At 64.2% G+C, this 13,229-nt stretch carries 14 protein-coding genes, 1 tRNA gene, 1 pseudogene and 1 other annotated feature; of the genes and pseudogenes, 4 read left to right on the top strand and 12 right to left on the bottom strand.

Translation table 11 applies throughout. The features are described 5' to 3' along the window. Nucleotides 1-487: 487 nt before the first annotated feature. Nucleotides 488-868: a 50S ribosomal protein L7/L12 gene (gene rplL, locus BHQ40_RS18210; RefSeq protein WP_070157190.1), complete on the bottom strand. Its 381-nt coding sequence runs from the start codon at nt 866-868 to the stop codon at nt 488-490. Between the two features lie 61 nt (nt 869-929). After that, nucleotides 930-1,445: a 50S ribosomal protein L10 gene (gene rplJ / locus BHQ40_RS18205; protein WP_070157188.1), complete on the bottom strand. Its 516-nt coding sequence runs from the start codon at nt 1,443-1,445 to the stop codon at nt 930-932. 562 nt (nt 1,446-2,007) lie between these two features. Between rplJ and BHQ40_RS18200 the strand changes: the two genes are divergently transcribed. Continuing rightward, nucleotides 2,008-2,298 (top strand): GIY-YIG nuclease family protein, encoded by a 291-nt coding sequence (locus BHQ40_RS18200; RefSeq protein ID WP_083277027.1) that lies wholly within the window; start codon nt 2,008-2,010, stop codon nt 2,296-2,298. A gap of 472 nt (nt 2,299-2,770) precedes the next feature. On the opposite strand, the gene rplA is transcribed toward BHQ40_RS18200, so the two are convergent. The 5 genes from rplA to BHQ40_RS18175 form a co-directional block, all read right to left on the bottom strand. Beyond that, nucleotides 2,771-3,469 carry a 50S ribosomal protein L1 gene (rplA, locus tag BHQ40_RS18195; protein WP_070157184.1) on the bottom strand — a complete coding sequence of 233 codons (699 nt, stop codon included), beginning with the start codon at nt 3,467-3,469 and terminating at the stop codon, nt 2,771-2,773. A gap of 3 nt (nt 3,470-3,472) precedes the next feature. Continuing rightward, the gene (gene rplK, locus BHQ40_RS18190; RefSeq protein WP_070157183.1) at nt 3,473-3,904 is read right to left on the bottom strand and encodes a 50S ribosomal protein L11; all 432 of its coding nucleotides are present in this window, start codon (nt 3,902-3,904) and stop codon (nt 3,473-3,475) included. A gap of 270 nt (nt 3,905-4,174) precedes the next feature. Continuing rightward, nucleotides 4,175-4,711, bottom strand: coding sequence for a transcription termination/antitermination protein NusG (nusG, locus tag BHQ40_RS18185; protein WP_070157181.1), 537 nt, complete (start codon nt 4,709-4,711; stop codon nt 4,175-4,177). A gap of 29 nt (nt 4,712-4,740) precedes the next feature. After that, nucleotides 4,741-4,947 (bottom strand): preprotein translocase subunit SecE, encoded by a 207-nt coding sequence (gene secE, locus BHQ40_RS18180; RefSeq protein ID WP_070157180.1) that lies wholly within the window; start codon nt 4,945-4,947, stop codon nt 4,741-4,743. A gap of 168 nt (nt 4,948-5,115) precedes the next feature. Next, nucleotides 5,116-5,191 (bottom strand) — tRNA-Trp (locus BHQ40_RS18175). A 287-nt stretch (nt 5,192-5,478) separates the two neighbouring features. Continuing rightward, nucleotides 5,479-5,531 (top strand) — a sequence feature (sul1 is cis-regulatory element that is thought to sense ions involved in sulfur or methionine metabolism; They are found in Alphaproteobacteria). A gap of 227 nt (nt 5,532-5,758) precedes the next feature. Here BHQ40_RS18175 and BHQ40_RS18170 point away from each other — a divergent pair. Both BHQ40_RS18170 and aat read left to right on the top strand, forming a co-directional pair. Beyond that, nucleotides 5,759-6,595, top strand: coding sequence for a TylF/MycF/NovP-related O-methyltransferase (locus BHQ40_RS18170; RefSeq protein ID WP_070157178.1), 837 nt, complete (start codon nt 5,759-5,761; stop codon nt 6,593-6,595). 149 nt (nt 6,596-6,744) lie between these two features. Continuing rightward, nucleotides 6,745-7,509: a leucyl/phenylalanyl-tRNA--protein transferase gene (aat, locus tag BHQ40_RS18165; protein WP_070157176.1), complete on the top strand. Its 765-nt coding sequence runs from the start codon at nt 6,745-6,747 to the stop codon at nt 7,507-7,509. A 35-nt stretch (nt 7,510-7,544) separates the two neighbouring features. On the opposite strand, the pseudogene BHQ40_RS26745 reads toward aat, so the two are convergent. The 5 genes and pseudogenes from BHQ40_RS26745 to BHQ40_RS18140 form a co-directional block, all read right to left on the bottom strand. Further along, a pseudogene (locus tag BHQ40_RS26745) lies at nt 7,545-7,715 on the bottom strand (DUF2155 domain-containing protein); the annotation flags it as partial. A gap of 221 nt (nt 7,716-7,936) precedes the next feature. After that, the gene (locus tag BHQ40_RS18155; RefSeq protein WP_070157173.1) at nt 7,937-8,335 is read right to left on the bottom strand and encodes an NADH:ubiquinone oxidoreductase subunit NDUFA12; all 399 of its coding nucleotides are present in this window, start codon (nt 8,333-8,335) and stop codon (nt 7,937-7,939) included. Between the two features lie 147 nt (nt 8,336-8,482). After that, entirely contained in the window at nt 8,483-9,724 is a 1,242-nt protein-coding gene (locus BHQ40_RS18150) for a glycosyltransferase family 87 protein (protein WP_070157172.1), read from the bottom strand. Nucleotides 9,725-9,995: 271 nt separating this feature from the next. Next, the gene (locus tag BHQ40_RS18145) at nt 9,996-10,544 is read right to left on the bottom strand and encodes a DUF192 domain-containing protein (protein WP_070157168.1); all 549 of its coding nucleotides are present in this window, start codon (nt 10,542-10,544) and stop codon (nt 9,996-9,998) included. A 193-nt stretch (nt 10,545-10,737) separates the two neighbouring features. After that, entirely contained in the window at nt 10,738-11,208 is a 471-nt protein-coding gene (locus tag BHQ40_RS18140; protein WP_070157197.1) for a regulatory protein RecX, read from the bottom strand. 204 nt (nt 11,209-11,412) lie between these two features. Here BHQ40_RS18140 and BHQ40_RS18135 point away from each other — a divergent pair, with 204 nt between their 5' ends. Further along, nucleotides 11,413-13,173 (top strand): fatty acyl-AMP ligase, encoded by a 1,761-nt coding sequence (locus BHQ40_RS18135; protein ID WP_070157167.1) that lies wholly within the window; start codon nt 11,413-11,415, stop codon nt 13,171-13,173. The last annotated feature ends 56 nt before the right edge of the window (nt 13,174-13,229 follow it).

The following is a 13,229-nucleotide window of genomic DNA, read 5'->3' as shown; positions in this document are numbered from 1 at the left end:
AACGGGGTGGGAAGCAGACTGCGGGTTTTTCGAAGACGCCGTGTTCCTGCGAACGCAGGAACCCAGGGTGCAGTAGTGCGACATAACCCTAGGCTCCTGCTTTCGCAGGAGCACAAAGCTATTCAAAAGGTCCGCTTATGGTCGAAGATGGCGCCGTTATTCGTCATCCCGGCGAAAGCCGGGACCCATCTCGCCTTCGGCAGGCGGCTGGCAAGGGGGAGATATGGGTCCCGGCTTTCGCCGGGATGACGGCCAATAGCAGAGCGGAACCTTGCACTTTTGGTCGTTCGCCGACACTTTCAATTTGCCGCTGCGGGGAAACCGGGGTCCTGCCTCTTGCCCGACTGGCGGGGCAACAGGATCGCGGATCACGTCCGGGATGACGATGGCGGCGTATGTGGCGTGTCCGGGCGATTGATGGCGCGTACGAAAAAGGGCGGCCCTTTCGGGACCGCCCTTTCGCTTGTCCGGTGAACCGGAAGAAAGCTTACTTGAGCTCGACGGTCGCGCCGGCTTCTTCAAGCTGCTTCTTGACCTTCTCGGCCTCGTCCTTGCTGACGCCTTCCTTGATCGCCTTCGGAGCCGATTCCACGAGGGTCTTGGCTTCGGTCAGGCCCAGGCCGGTGATGGCGCGGACTTCCTTGATGACGTTGATCTTCTTGCCGCCGTCGCCGGTCAGGATGACGTCGAATTCGGTCTGCTCTTCAGCAGCCGGGGCAGCGGCGCCACCGGCAGCGGCCGGGCCAGCAACGGCGACGGCAGCGGCGGCGGAAACGCCCCACTTCTCTTCCAGAGCCTTGGAAAGCTCAGCGGCTTCGAGGACGGTCAGGGCCGAGAGCTGGTCGACCAGTGCATTGATGTCTGCCATTTTCATATTCCTAATGTCTGCGGGGGCGGACCCCCAGGATTACAACTGAACGATAAGGCGCTTATGCGGCTTCTTTTTCCGCATAGGCGTTGAATACCCGCGCGAGCTGCGCAGCCGGCGCCTGGGTGACGGTTGCGAGCTTGGTCGCCGGGGCCACAAGCAGGCCGACGATCTTCGCACGCAGTTCATCCAGCGACGGCATCGATGCGAGCGCCTTCACGCCGTTCGCATCGAGCAGCACTTCGCCCATCGCGCCGCCAACGATCTCAAGCTTGTCGTTGGTCTTGGCGAAATCGATCGCAACCTTGGCGGCGGCGACCGGATCGGACGAGGAAGCAAGACCCACAGGGCCGGTCAGCATAGAGCCGATGGCGGCGTAAGGGGTGCCCTCGATCGCGATCTTGGCGAGGCGGTTCTTCGTAACCTTGTAGGACGCGCCGGCTTCCCGCATCTTCTGGCGCAGGACGGTCGACTGTGCGACGGTCATGCCGAGATTGCGCGTCACGATGACGACGCCCATCTCGCCCAGATTGGCGTTCAGCGCGGAAACGACCTCAGCTTTCTGATTACGATCCATGCCATTCTCCACTACATCCCGCCGGACCATCCGGCGGGAAAACCCGCACGGCAACGCGAACGCCGCCAGGCGGGGACTTAAAGTCCGAAGGGGAGAGGTTGACGGCCCATATCGTCCGCAAAGGAACGGCAGGCAGACCCGGACGGCGGCAAAGCGCGCCCGGCGAAGAACTTTTCCCCGTCTAGGCTGGACATTAAGAAGGGCAGATTCCCTTCACCAACTGTCTCGGACGGACGCACCCCGAAGGATGCGGTGGCGGGCCTTTAGCGGGATGGGCGCGGTTTGTCACGTGTTTTGTGGGGGTGGGGCTTAGGTGGGGGCGCGTCTCGTTTACACCGAGACTGTCGGAGGTTCTTTGAACCGTTCGGGCTGAGCCTGTCGAAGCCCTGCACTTTCTTTGCGAGGCAGGTGAGGCCCCAAGAGAAAGGCAGTCCTTCGACAAGCTCAGGACGAACGGTAGTGGGAGGAAAAGGAGAGAGGGGTTGTAACGTGATCGGATCGGATATTTTTCGTCATGCCAGCGAAGGCTGGCATCTCAGGCGGCCTGAAGTATGTTTCCCGGATGGCGCGGGGCGGGTGGACCTACATCATGACGAACAAGCCACGCGGCGTTCTTTACGTCGGTGTTACCGCGGACATTGCGGCGCGCGTTTTGCAGCACCGCAGTGGTTCCGGGTCGGATTTTTGCCGGAAATATAATCTGACCCGGCTGGTATTGGCCGAACCGCATGAAGACATTGAATGGGCGATAGCGCGGGAAAAGGCATTGAAGGCTTGGCGGCGGGAATGGAAAATCCGTTTGATCGAGGAGGTGAATCCTGAGTGGGAGGATTTGTTCGAACGGATTATCTAGCGGCCTGAGACCCCAGCCTTCGCTGGGGTGACGGGTTTTGGTTAGGCGCCGCTAAATCTCCCCTCCCTGCAAGGCAGGGGCCGGGGGTGGGTTCGCCGCGTAGCGGCGTTCCTACCTTGCGGATGGCAGGGAGGCTCGCTTCGCTCGCTACCCACCCCCTGACCCCTCCCTTGCAGGGAGGGGAGTGTTTGGGAAACCGTATAGGGAAGGCGGAGACGGTTGGTGAGCACCGCGATACCGATCGGCCATGATATAGACCCATCCGCCCTGCTGCGTTTTTGCCATTTCACGAGTTTCAGAAAAGCGGGACCCCGGGTCAAGCCCGGGGTGACGAAGAGTGGGAGATGCGTTTTCTATTGCAGACGTTCGCCCAAAGCTTTCCGGCGCACTGGAAAGTCATCGCGGGGGAGTCACAGAAAAAGGCCCCATCCTTGCGGACGGGGCCTTTTCATGTCTGGTCCTGAACCGAAGATCAGGCCGAGGCGACTTCCGTCACGTCGACTTTCACGCCCGGGCCCATCGAGGAGGACAGGGCGATCTTGCGGACATATTTGCCCTTCGAGCCGGTCGGCTTCGCCTTCACGATCGCGTCGACGAAGGCGTCGAAATTCTTGCGCAGGTCAGCGGCCGAGAAGCTCGCCTTGCCCAGACCGGCGTGGATGATGCCGGCCTTTTCCACGCGGAATTCGATCTGGCCACCCTTGGCGGCCTTCACGGCTTCGGCGACGTTCGGGGTCACGGTGCCCAGCTTCGGGTTCGGCATCAGGCCCTTGGGACCCAGCACCTTGCCGAGACGGCCGACCAGGCCCATCATGTCCGGCGTCGCGATGACGCGCTGGAAATCGATGTTGCCGGCCTGGATGCTCTCCAGCAGGTCTTCCGCGCCAACCACGTCAGCGCCGGCGGCGGTCGCCGCATCGGCCTTGTCGCCACGGGCGAACACGGCGACGCGCACGGTCTTGCCGGTGCCGGCGGGCAGGGTGACGACGCCGCGGACCATCTGGTCGGCGTGGCGGGGATCGACGCCCAGGTTGATCGCCACCTCGACGCTCTCGTCGAACTTGGCGGTCGCGTGGGTCTTGATCAGCGCCAGCGCCTCGTCAACGCCGTGCAGCTTGTCCTTGTCGATGGCGGCGCTAAGAGCCTTCGCCTTCTTCGTGATCTTCGCCATGTCTTAGCCCTCCACCACTTCGAGGCCCATCGCGCGGGCGGAGCCTTCGATGATCTTCGTCGCCGCGTCGATGTCATTCGCGTTCAGGTCGGCCATCTTGGCCTGCGCGATTTCGGCGAGCTGCGACCGCTTGATCTTGCCAGCGACGACCTTGCCGGGTTCCTTCGAGCCGGACTTCAGGTTCATCGCCTTCTTGATCAGATAGGTCGCGGGCGGCTGCTTGGTGGTGAAGGAGAAGCTGCGGTCGGCATAGACGGTAATGATGGTCGGCAGCGGCGTGCCCTTTTCCATCTTTTCCGTCGACGCATTGAACGCCTTGCAGAATTCCATGATGTTCACACCGCGCTGACCCAGCGCCGGGCCGATCGGCGGCGAGGGGTTGGCGGCTCCAGCGGGCACCTGGAGCTTGATATAGCCCGTAATCTTCTTGGCCATCTTTACTCACTCTGTTGCTGGACGGACCCGAAGGCTCGTCCGGTTCAAGTTTAGCGGTTCTGACGGTAGGCCGAAGCCTTCCTCCCGCACGCATTCCCGGTTGCCCGGAAATTCCGTTTTCCGTCATGCCGGACTTGATCCGGCATCCCGCTTCTTTCGGCGTATCGAAGAAAGCGGGACCCCGGATCAAGTCCGGGGTGACGGTATATATCGTGACGTCACACCCAGACGCCCTGGATCCCGGCTTTCGCCGGGACACGAATTGGCCAATTATTTGGCCAATTCTACCTGTTCGAAGTCCAGCTCGACCGGGGTCGCGCGGCCGAAGATCGAGACGGAGACCTTTACGCGGCTCTTTTCGAAATCCAGTTCCTCGACTGTGCCGTTGAAGCTGGCGAACGGGCCGTCCAGCACCTTGACGCTGTCGCCAATCTCGTAATTGACGTTGATCTTGTGCTTGGGCGCGGCGGCGGCTTCCTCCTTGGTGTTGAGGATGCGCGCGGCCTCCGCCTCGCTGATCGCCTGCGGCTTGCCGGAGGAGCCGAGGAAGCCCGTCACCTTCGGCGTGTTCTTGACGAGGTGATAGACATCGTCGTTCATCGACAGCTTGGCGAGGACGTAGCCGGGGAAGAATTTCCGCTCCGACTGAATCTTCTTGCCGCGGCGCACCTCGGTCACGGTCTCGGTCGGCACCTCGACGGATTCGACGAGCTGGGCGAGGCCCAGGCGCTCGGCATCGGCCACGATCTGGTCGCGGACCTTGTTCTCGAAGCCTGAATAAGCGTGGATGATGTACCAGCGCGCCATGTTAATCCTTCAAATGTTCCCTACCGCGTTCAGGCTTGCCCTGCGGCGAAGCTGAGCAGCCACTTCACGATCGCCCCGAAAAAGGTGTCGATGCCGAAGAAGAAGATGCCGAGAATCGACGTCATGATCACCACCATCACGGTCGTCATCATCGTTTCCCGCCGCGTCGGCCACACGATCTTGCCGGCCTCTGCGCGCACCTGATTGACGAATTCGCCCGGAGAAGTCTTTGCCATCTTTCGTGCTCAACCCGTTCAAAACAAACGCCAAACCGCGAAGCAATACGCCGCCCTCCGGGCCTCGCCGCTTTTTCGGCGCCCCGGATGCGGCCACTGCTTCGCGACCAATTCCCGCGAGCCCATAAACCCATGCCGTTTCCGGCGCAAGGCCGGCGCAAAGGTTCGTGGCAGGAGTGGAGGGACTCGAACCCCCGGCATTCGGTTTTGGAGACCGACGCTCTACCAGCTGAGCTACACTCCTGTATCCCGCGAGAGGGGCGCTTTAGACAAGGGGGCGGGGGAGGGCAAGGGGAGAATGGGGCGGCGGGAGTTGCGTGATCGGTATGTAAATACCGTTCGGGTTGAGCCTGTCGAAACCCTGCACTTTTGGGAGTGAAGGACAGCCCTTCGACAAGCTCAGGGCGAACGGTATTTGATGCCCGCAATTGGCATCATGTTTTGGCGAATCCCAATCCGGGATCATGCCGCTCCGCCGGCCAAGACCATGCCTTGATTCCGTACCCGCTTTATGTTTCTCTCTGTTTCTCCGTTGGACCCGGCATGCCGGGTGGCTAGTCCGGGCGCCTAACCCCCGGTAACCGTTTGTCATTCGTCCCAGTTTCCAAGACTGCGACCGAGTAACGGTGATGGCCGTCCAACAATTTCGCGCTACGCCCGGAATCCCTTTCGCAGCCCCTTTGCGGGCTGGCGATGCCGCACATCCGCAGCATCGCTCAGGCGTCATCGTCCTTCCGGCAACCGCAGCGCGCTTCCGGGGCCGTCCGCACGGCCTCTCATCCTGTCGTTTCTTCCATCAGGAGCATTGCGCATGAGGAAAATCATCAAGACGCTGGCCCGTATCGCCGGTCTGGAAAAGCCCGCCCATGCGGCGTGGATGACGCTGAAGGCCAAGGGGCTGACGCCGTGGGTGCCTCTGGTGCCGGAGGATGATTTCCGCCGCTGCGTGAAGGCCGCCATCCGCAGCCTGGACCTGAGCGGCGATCCGGCGGCCTTTGGCGACTATCTGGAGTTCGGGGTCAGCCGGGGCAGCTCGCTCGCCTGCGTTCACAAGGTCCTGTCCGAAGCGGGGATGACGCAGGCCCGGCTGATCGGGTTCGATTCCTTTGAGGGGATGCCGTCGGGATCGGAAGCGGAAGGCTGGACCGAGGGCGACTTCCGGTCGACGCTGCCCGCCACCAAACGGCATCTGGCGAGCAAGGGCGTGAATCTGAACCGCGTCGAACTGGTCAAGGGATGGTTTGACGACACGTTGAACGATGGCACGCGCGACCGGCTGAACCTGTCCCGCGCCGGGCTGATCATGATCGACTGCGACATCTATTCGGCGTCGAAACAGGCGCTGGAGTTCTGCGAACCGTTCATCGGGGAGCAGGCGATCATCATGTTTGATGACTGGGGATGGGCCGAGCAGATGGGCAAGGCCGGGCAGAAAGAGGCGTTCGCCGAGTTCCTGGCGGCGCACCCGTCTTTGAAGGCGAGCGCGCTTGCGGGCTATAACGCCTCATCCCGCATCTTCCATGTGCGGCGCGAGGCGGTTGTGGCCAAGGCGCGGAAGCGGACAAGAAAGGCGATGCCCGCATGCGTGCTGGCGATGGCCATCCCGATGGCGGCCGGGGCGGAATTTCTGGAGGCGTTGCCGGTCTGAGGGACCAGCGCGCGCGTCCCATGCCGTCCCCCATGCCGCCCCCCATGTCGCCCCCACGCCGCCCGCCCCGCGAGGGGTGAGGCGGCGGCCCGATAGGGCGACGCTTTTCTGTTCCCGCTTGCCAGCCGACATGCTTTAAGGCGGGGAAGATGACGATCGACCCGCTCCTGTTGCTGCAGGCCTATGCCATCGGTGTGTTCCCGATGTCCGACGACCGGGATGCGGAAGAAATCTACTGGGTGGAGCCGAAGCAGCGGGCGATATTGCCGCTGGACGGGTTTCGCCTGTCGCACTCGCTGGCCAAGACGGTGCGGCGGGAGCGGTTCCGGGTCACGGTGAACGCCGACTTCGCCGGAGTCGTCGCCAAATGCGCCGAGGTGGCGGAGGACCGGCCGTCGACCTGGATCAACCGGCAGATCGAGGCGGCCTATGGCAATCTGCATGCGCTGGGTTTCGCGCATTCGGTGGAATGCTGGGAAGGCGAGGAACTGGTCGGTGGGCTTTACGGCGTGGCGCTGGGCCGGGCGTTCTTCGGGGAGAGCATGTTTTCCCGCCGGACGGATGCGTCGAAGGTCGCGCTGGCCTGGCTGGTGGGGCATATGCGGGCGGGGGGCTTCACCCTGCTCGACTGCCAGTTCATGACCGATCACCTCCGCTCGCTGGGTGCGGTGGAGATCAGCCAGAAAGCCTATCTGGTGTTGCTGGGCGAGGCGGTCGAAGGCGTGCCGTTCGCGGCCGGGCGCGGCCTGCTGGGCGCGGGTGCGGCCGGCGCGGCGTCGGCATTGTTCCCGGTGGCGGCGTCGGCGGCATCACCGGACGCGCTGCGGCGTGACCCGCCCTTGTCGCCAAGCTTCACTGTGTCGGGGCCGGTTTCCGGCCATTCCATCGTGCAGCTCTTGACCCAGACGTCATAGATGGGGTGCTGAACCACATTGCGTTCCGGGCGGTTCCTGAACAGCCAGCCGGAAAAGACGCGCCGCCACTTGTCGTCTGCGGCGCTGCGCACGTCGAGTTGAACGAAAGCGCCGGTTTCAGGGGTGTTTTCCCAGGGAGCCGTCTGTTCGCAGGCCTGCAGGCGGACGATGGCGTCGCCGACGCGCAGCGCCTCGCCAGGCTTCATCTTCAGGTCGCGGGTCAGGCCATTGCGCTTGTTGAGCAGGCCGACAATGGCGACCCGCTCCTTCATCGGCGTGCCCAGCAGTTCCGCGTCGCGGCTGACCGTGACCTTGCCGCCCTCGACCCGCACCGGGCCGGACTGATTGGCTTGCGGAAGCTCGTCTCCACTGCCGCAACCGGCAAGGAGGAGCAGGAGCGGCAGGGTCGCCCCCGCCGTCAGCCGGATCATGATGCGTCGGGGCTCCATGCCTCATAGTCGCCGGTCGCGGCGGCGCGGCGGCCGCCCATCTCGATCGATCCGCTGGGGCGATAGGCCGTGGCGAGACCGGTCTGGTTCGGCGTGAATTCCTTTTCCCAGATGCGGGGCGGGGGCAGGAAGCTTTCCGGCGCGCCCTCAATGCTGTGGTGCAGCCAGCCATGCCATTCGGCGGGCACGCGGCTGGCGTCGTTCGGGCCGTTATAGATCACCCAGCGGCGGGTGCGGCCCATCACGTCGACGCCGCCCTCATAATAGACATTGCCGGCATGGTCCTCACCCACCTTCGATCCCTTGCGGGAGGTGTAGAAAGAGGTGCCGATGGTGGCGCCGTCCCACCAGGTGAAGATTTTCGCGAGGATTCCCATGAGGGATGCGCTTAGCCGTTCGCGGCCCGGCTTGGCAACAGCCTATTGAAGCTCAGGGCGGGTCGGCATTCAGCGCTGGCGGGCTGCAAATGGCAATTCCCCGAGCTTCCGGTGCTCACGTACTTTAAGTACGCTCCGCTCCGGCTCTCAGGAAATCACCATTTTCGCCACGCCATCATCTGAATGACGCCCCACCCTGCAACCATGAACCGCGCGGCGGGCGACCAGGATGAACAAGGCGGCGAGCAGGAAGGGCGCGATGGGGATGTGGAGGCCGATGGCGAGGCTGCGGCCGACGAGCGGGAGCAGGAAGGCGGCGGCCATGACGAGCTTTTCATAAGGCAGGAAGCCGGTGCGCCGCCCCTCCACCAGCAGCCAGCCGAGCGGCAGGGCGATCCAGGTCAGGTCGTAATCGAACACGAAGGGCGTCGCGAGGATGGCGGCGAGGGCGAAGGCGGCGTTCTGCGCCATGGCGGGCGCGCGCAGGCGGGCGAGGGCGACGAGAGTGAGCGCGGCGGCGATGCCGATGGCGGCCTGCGCGGCGTAAGCCTGAGTCAGCGATCCGCCCGCCACGCGGACGGCGGCGAAGGCGCTCTGCATCTTGGCGGGATCGACCAGCCCCTGTTCGAGCGTCTGACGGGCAAGGGCGCTGTCGGCGAGGAAGCCGTGCCATGCCTCCGGCCCGAAGGCGAGGAAGGACAGGGCGGCCCAGAGGACTGCGCCAAGGCCGGTGGCGAGGAAGGCGCGCCATTCACCCCTTGCGGCAAGGGCGAGGGGGAGCAGGATCGCGAGATGCGGCTTGATGACCAGCGCGCCCAGCAGCAGGCCCGCCAGCCAGGGGCGCTTGCGGTCCATCAGGATCAGGCCGCCGCCCGCCAGCGCGGCGGTCAGGAAGCCGTTCTGGCCGTGACCGGCATTGATGAGCACCGCCGGGAAGGCGAGCATGGCGATCCAGATATGGGGATCATCGGTCCAGGCGCGCAGCATCTTGAGATAGGCGAGGCCGGTGAGGCCGACCCACACCGCCAGCGCCGCGGCATAGGGCAGCAGGGCGAGCGGCAGACAGGCCAGCAGATAGGGCGGCGGATAGAAGAAGGCGAAATAGCCGGGGTCCCAGCCCATGACGGCGATCTGTGCGGCGTGGTGGGCGGACGGGTCATAGGGCGCGGCGGGATTTCCCGCGAGGGCGAGTTGGGAGGCTGTCCAGAAGCTGAGGAAATCCGGGCCGAGCGGTTCGCCGTTGGGGGATTTGCCGGAGTGGGAGGCGAGGGTCCAGAGCAGGGCGGCGAGCGGCAGCAGGATGGCAAGGAGGCGCGCATAGCCGCGTGCGCGGCTGTCGCTCAGCCATTGCGCCTCGATGACGATGTTCCGGAAGATGCCGCGTCCCATGGGCGGGATATAGCTAATGGGGCGTTCATATTTGGTTAGCAGGGTGGGGGTTCCGAATTATTTGCCGTTCGTCCTGAGCGAAGTCGAAGGACCCGGCCGAATGGAGTGAGGCGCTTCGCTCCGCTCAGCAGAGGGCTTCGACTTCGCTCAGCCCGAACGGATGGGGGTATTGGAGATTGGTGAAAAACGCAGCGTGCTCCTGCGAAAGCAGGAGCCCAGTTCAGACGGCGGGACTGGACTCCTGCCTGCGCAGGAGTACGGCGCTTATCTTCTAGCGCCCGTTCGCCGGGCAGAAATTCAAACTGTCCCATGCCTCATCCGGCCGGGCGGGGGCGGCGCAGTTGCCCCATTGGACCGTCGCCTTGTCGTCGATGCCGAGTTCGGCCGCGCGGCCGCCCGCCAGTTCGACGATGCCGGCGACCGGCACGCCCGCCGACACCGGCTCCCGCGAATAGGGTTTCGTATTGGCGGCGAGCAGGGCGATGGTGCCGTCCGTCCGCACGAAGATCATGTCGAGCGGGATGAAGGTATTCTCCATCCAGAAACTCGCGGTGCGCGGCGGCGACATCGGGAACACCATGCCGCCATCGGGGGAGAGGGACTTGCGGAACATCAGGCCCTTGGCCTGTTCTTCCTTGGTCAGCGCGATCTCGACGTCGAAGCGGTGCGCCTTGCCATTGGCGGTGATGATGAGGGGGATGGTCGCCGGGCGGGCGGTTGACGTCGCGGTGGCTGCCGCGGAATTGGCATTGTCCTGCTTGTCGGCCGTGGCGGAGCAGGCGGCGAGGAGGATGAGCGGGGCGAGGAAGGAAAGGCGCATGGGGGGGCTTATAAGGGCGCTCCCCTCACTCGTCACCCCAGCGGATGCTGGGTCTCAGGCGGTTGCGGGAAAAGCGGGACCGCCCTCTATGTGCTTCTACGAAAGCAGGAGCCTATTCCCGCGGTCTGAACTGGGCTCCTGCTTTCGCAGGAGCACATATCTGGTCCCACGGTGATTTTGCGGGAGAGGGCTTTCACCCCTCCTCCGGCATTTCGCCTGGTTCGGCGTTCACCCATGCCCTTGCCGTCGCGAAGTCGTGGCCGGCGCGCAGGAAGGCGGCTATCTGTTTTTCGCGGACGTCGCGTTCGGCCGGGTCGCGGGCGAAGGGGCCGATGCGCTTGCGGCGGGCGAAGGCCTGCGCGGCGGCCCATTTGCCGGATGCGGCTTCGTCCTCCGCCTCCGCGCGGTCGGGTTCCTCGACCCCGGCGGCGCGCAGCGCTTCTCCGATGCGCCTTGCGCCATAGCCGCGCCGTCCGAGCGCGGCGCCCTTCATGACGGCAAAGCCCGCATCGTCGACATAGCGCAGCTCCGCCATGCGCGCGACGATCGCCTCCGGGTCGGCGGGGCGGTCTCCCGCCCAGCCCCGTTCCCGCAATTTGCGGTGAAGATAGGCCGCGAGCTTCGCCCGCGTGGTGGCGTAGCGCCCGACATAGCGTAAAGCCATTTCGTTCAGCCGCGCGTCATCCAGGGGCGGTATGGGCCGTTTTTCGCGGGTTTTCGCTGAGTTTTGGGTCACGCGCCATCTTTGTGCCACAGTCGGGCCGGAATTTGAACGCGCCTTGTGGGCTAGAAGCGCAGGCTGGAGTGCAGTATGCGGTTCCATCCGGTAACAATAAAATAGCCGGGGGCACCAGAAACCTTATGGATAGTGACATTGGGTGAAACCAGTATGACGGGTTCGCGGACCAACCTGATTGCCACACCGACGCAGGACGAATTGCCGCGTCGCTTTTCGGATTTCGCTACGCTTGGCGAGGCGCTGGATTATGCAGCGTCCGGCAAACGCGGGCTGAATTTCCACGATCCGCGCGGCAATCTGGCGCAGGCCTACAGCTATGCCGAGCTGCGCAGCGACGCCATCGAATGCGCCTATCGCCTGATCGCGCACGGCGTGCGGCCGCATGACCGCATCGCCCTGATCGCCGAGACCGGGCCGGAATTCGCGCAGATGTTCTTCGGCATCGTCTATGCGGGCGCATGGCCGGTGCCCTTGCCGCTGCCGACCAGCTTCGGCGGCAAGGAAAGCTATATCGACCAGCTCGTCGTCCAGCTTTCAAGCTGCGACCCCAAGGCGCTGTTCTTCCCCGACGAACTGTCCGACATGGCGGCGGAGGCCGCGCGGCAGAAAGGCGTGGAGCCGATATCCTATCAGGCGTTCATCGCCACCGAGGCGCGGCAGTGCCCGCTGCCCCAGGCGGCGAGCGAGGATATTGCCTATCTGCAATATAGCAGCGGATCGACCCGCTTCCCGCATGGCGTCGCCGTCACTCACCATGCGCTGCTGAGCAACCTGTCGGCGCACAGCCACGGCATGGAGCTGCAGGACAGCGACCGCTGCATAAGCTGGCTGCCCTGGTATCATGACATGGGTCTGGTCGGCTGCTTCCTGTCCGTCGTCGCCAATCAGGTGTCGACCGATTACATGAAGACCGAGGATTTCGCCCGCCGTCCGCTGGCGTGGCTGGACCTGATCAGCCGCAATGAAGGCACCTCGATCAGCTATTCGCCGACCTTCGGCTATGACATCTGCGCCCGGCGCATGTCCAGCCAGACCAAGGCGGCCGACCGGTTCGACCTGTCCCGCTGGCGGCTGGCGGGCAACGGCGCCGACATGATCCGCCCGGATGTGATGCAGAGCTTCGTCGATGCATTCGGCGATGCGGGCTTCGCGCCGACCGCTTTCCTGCCGAGCTATGGCCTGGCCGAAGCGACGCTGGCCGTCACCATCATGCCGCCGGGCGAGGGCATTGTCGTCGAGCTGGTCGAGGAAACCGACCTGTCGGGCGGCGACGCGCTGGAGGGCCGCCCGCAGCGGTTCCGCGCCATCGTCAATTGCGGCAAGCCCGCCAAGGACATGATCGTCGAAATTCGCGACGAGGACGGCTCCGTGCTGGCCGACCGGCGCATCGGCAAGGTGTGGACCACCGGGCCGAGCCTGATGGTCGGCTATTTCCGGGATCAGGAGGCGACCGACGCCTGCATGGTCGACGGATGGCTGGACACCGGCGACATGGGCTATCTGGGCGACGGCTATCTCTACATTGTCGGCCGCGCCAAGGACATGATCATCATCAACGGCAAGAATCACTGGCCGCAGGACATCGAATGGGCCGTGGAGCAGCTTCCCGGCTTCAAGCAGGGCGACATCGCCGCCTTTGCGATCACGACGCCGGGCGGCGAGGAAGCGCCCGCCGTGCTGGTGCATTGCCGCACGTCCGACAATGAGGAGCGTTCGCGCTTGCGCGACCAGATCCGTGAGCGGGTGCGGGCCATCACCGGCATGAACTGCGTCGTGGAGCTGGTGCCGCCGCGCACGCTGCCCCGGACAAGCTCAGGCAAACTCAGCCGGTCGAAGGCGCGGAACCTGTATCTTTCCGGCGAAATCCGGCCTTACGACATCGCTGCCTGACGAAATTAACCCATTTCGGGCACTTTTTCGCAGAAATACGACGAATTGGGGGCTTG

The organism is Sphingobium phenoxybenzoativorans, from assembly GCF_001757355.1.
GTDB classification, from domain to species: domain Bacteria; phylum Pseudomonadota; class Alphaproteobacteria; order Sphingomonadales; family Sphingomonadaceae; genus Sphingobium; species Sphingobium phenoxybenzoativorans.
The sequence above is the reverse complement of the archived record's forward strand: the minus strand, read 5'-3'. Positions and strand labels throughout refer to the sequence as shown.

Excerpts from the sequence above, each read along its gene's own strand:
- nusG (WP_070157181.1), bottom strand. The coding sequence starts at position 4,711 with ATGGCGCGCTGGTACATCATCCACGCTTATTCAGGCTTCGAGAACAAG.
- aat (WP_070157176.1), top strand. The coding sequence starts at position 6,745 with ATGACGATCGACCCGCTCCTGTTGCTGCAGGCCTATGCCATCGGTGTG.
- BHQ40_RS18170 (WP_070157178.1), top strand. The coding sequence starts at position 5,759 with ATGAGGAAAATCATCAAGACGCTGGCCCGTATCGCCGGTCTGGAAAAG.
- rplJ (WP_070157188.1), bottom strand. The coding sequence starts at position 1,445 with ATGGATCGTAATCAGAAAGCTGAGGTCGTTTCCGCGCTGAACGCCAAT.
- rplA (WP_070157184.1), bottom strand. The coding sequence starts at position 3,469 with ATGGCGAAGATCACGAAGAAGGCGAAGGCTCTTAGCGCCGCCATCGAC.
- rplK (WP_070157183.1), bottom strand. The coding sequence starts at position 3,904 with ATGGCCAAGAAGATTACGGGCTATATCAAGCTCCAGGTGCCCGCTGGA.
- secE (WP_070157180.1), bottom strand. The coding sequence starts at position 4,947 with ATGGCAAAGACTTCTCCGGGCGAATTCGTCAATCAGGTGCGCGCAGAG.
- BHQ40_RS18155 (WP_070157173.1), bottom strand. The coding sequence starts at position 8,335 with ATGGGAATCCTCGCGAAAATCTTCACCTGGTGGGACGGCGCCACCATC.
- BHQ40_RS18140 (WP_070157197.1), bottom strand. The coding sequence starts at position 11,208 with ATGGCTTTACGCTATGTCGGGCGCTACGCCACCACGCGGGCGAAGCTC.
- BHQ40_RS18150 (WP_070157172.1), bottom strand. The coding sequence starts at position 9,724 with ATGGGACGCGGCATCTTCCGGAACATCGTCATCGAGGCGCAATGGCTG.
- rplL (WP_070157190.1), bottom strand. The coding sequence starts at position 868 with ATGGCAGACATCAATGCACTGGTCGACCAGCTCTCGGCCCTGACCGTC.
- BHQ40_RS18145 (WP_070157168.1), bottom strand. The coding sequence starts at position 10,544 with ATGCGCCTTTCCTTCCTCGCCCCGCTCATCCTCCTCGCCGCCTGCTCC.
- BHQ40_RS18200 (WP_083277027.1), top strand. The coding sequence starts at position 2,008 with ATGGCGCGGGGCGGGTGGACCTACATCATGACGAACAAGCCACGCGGC.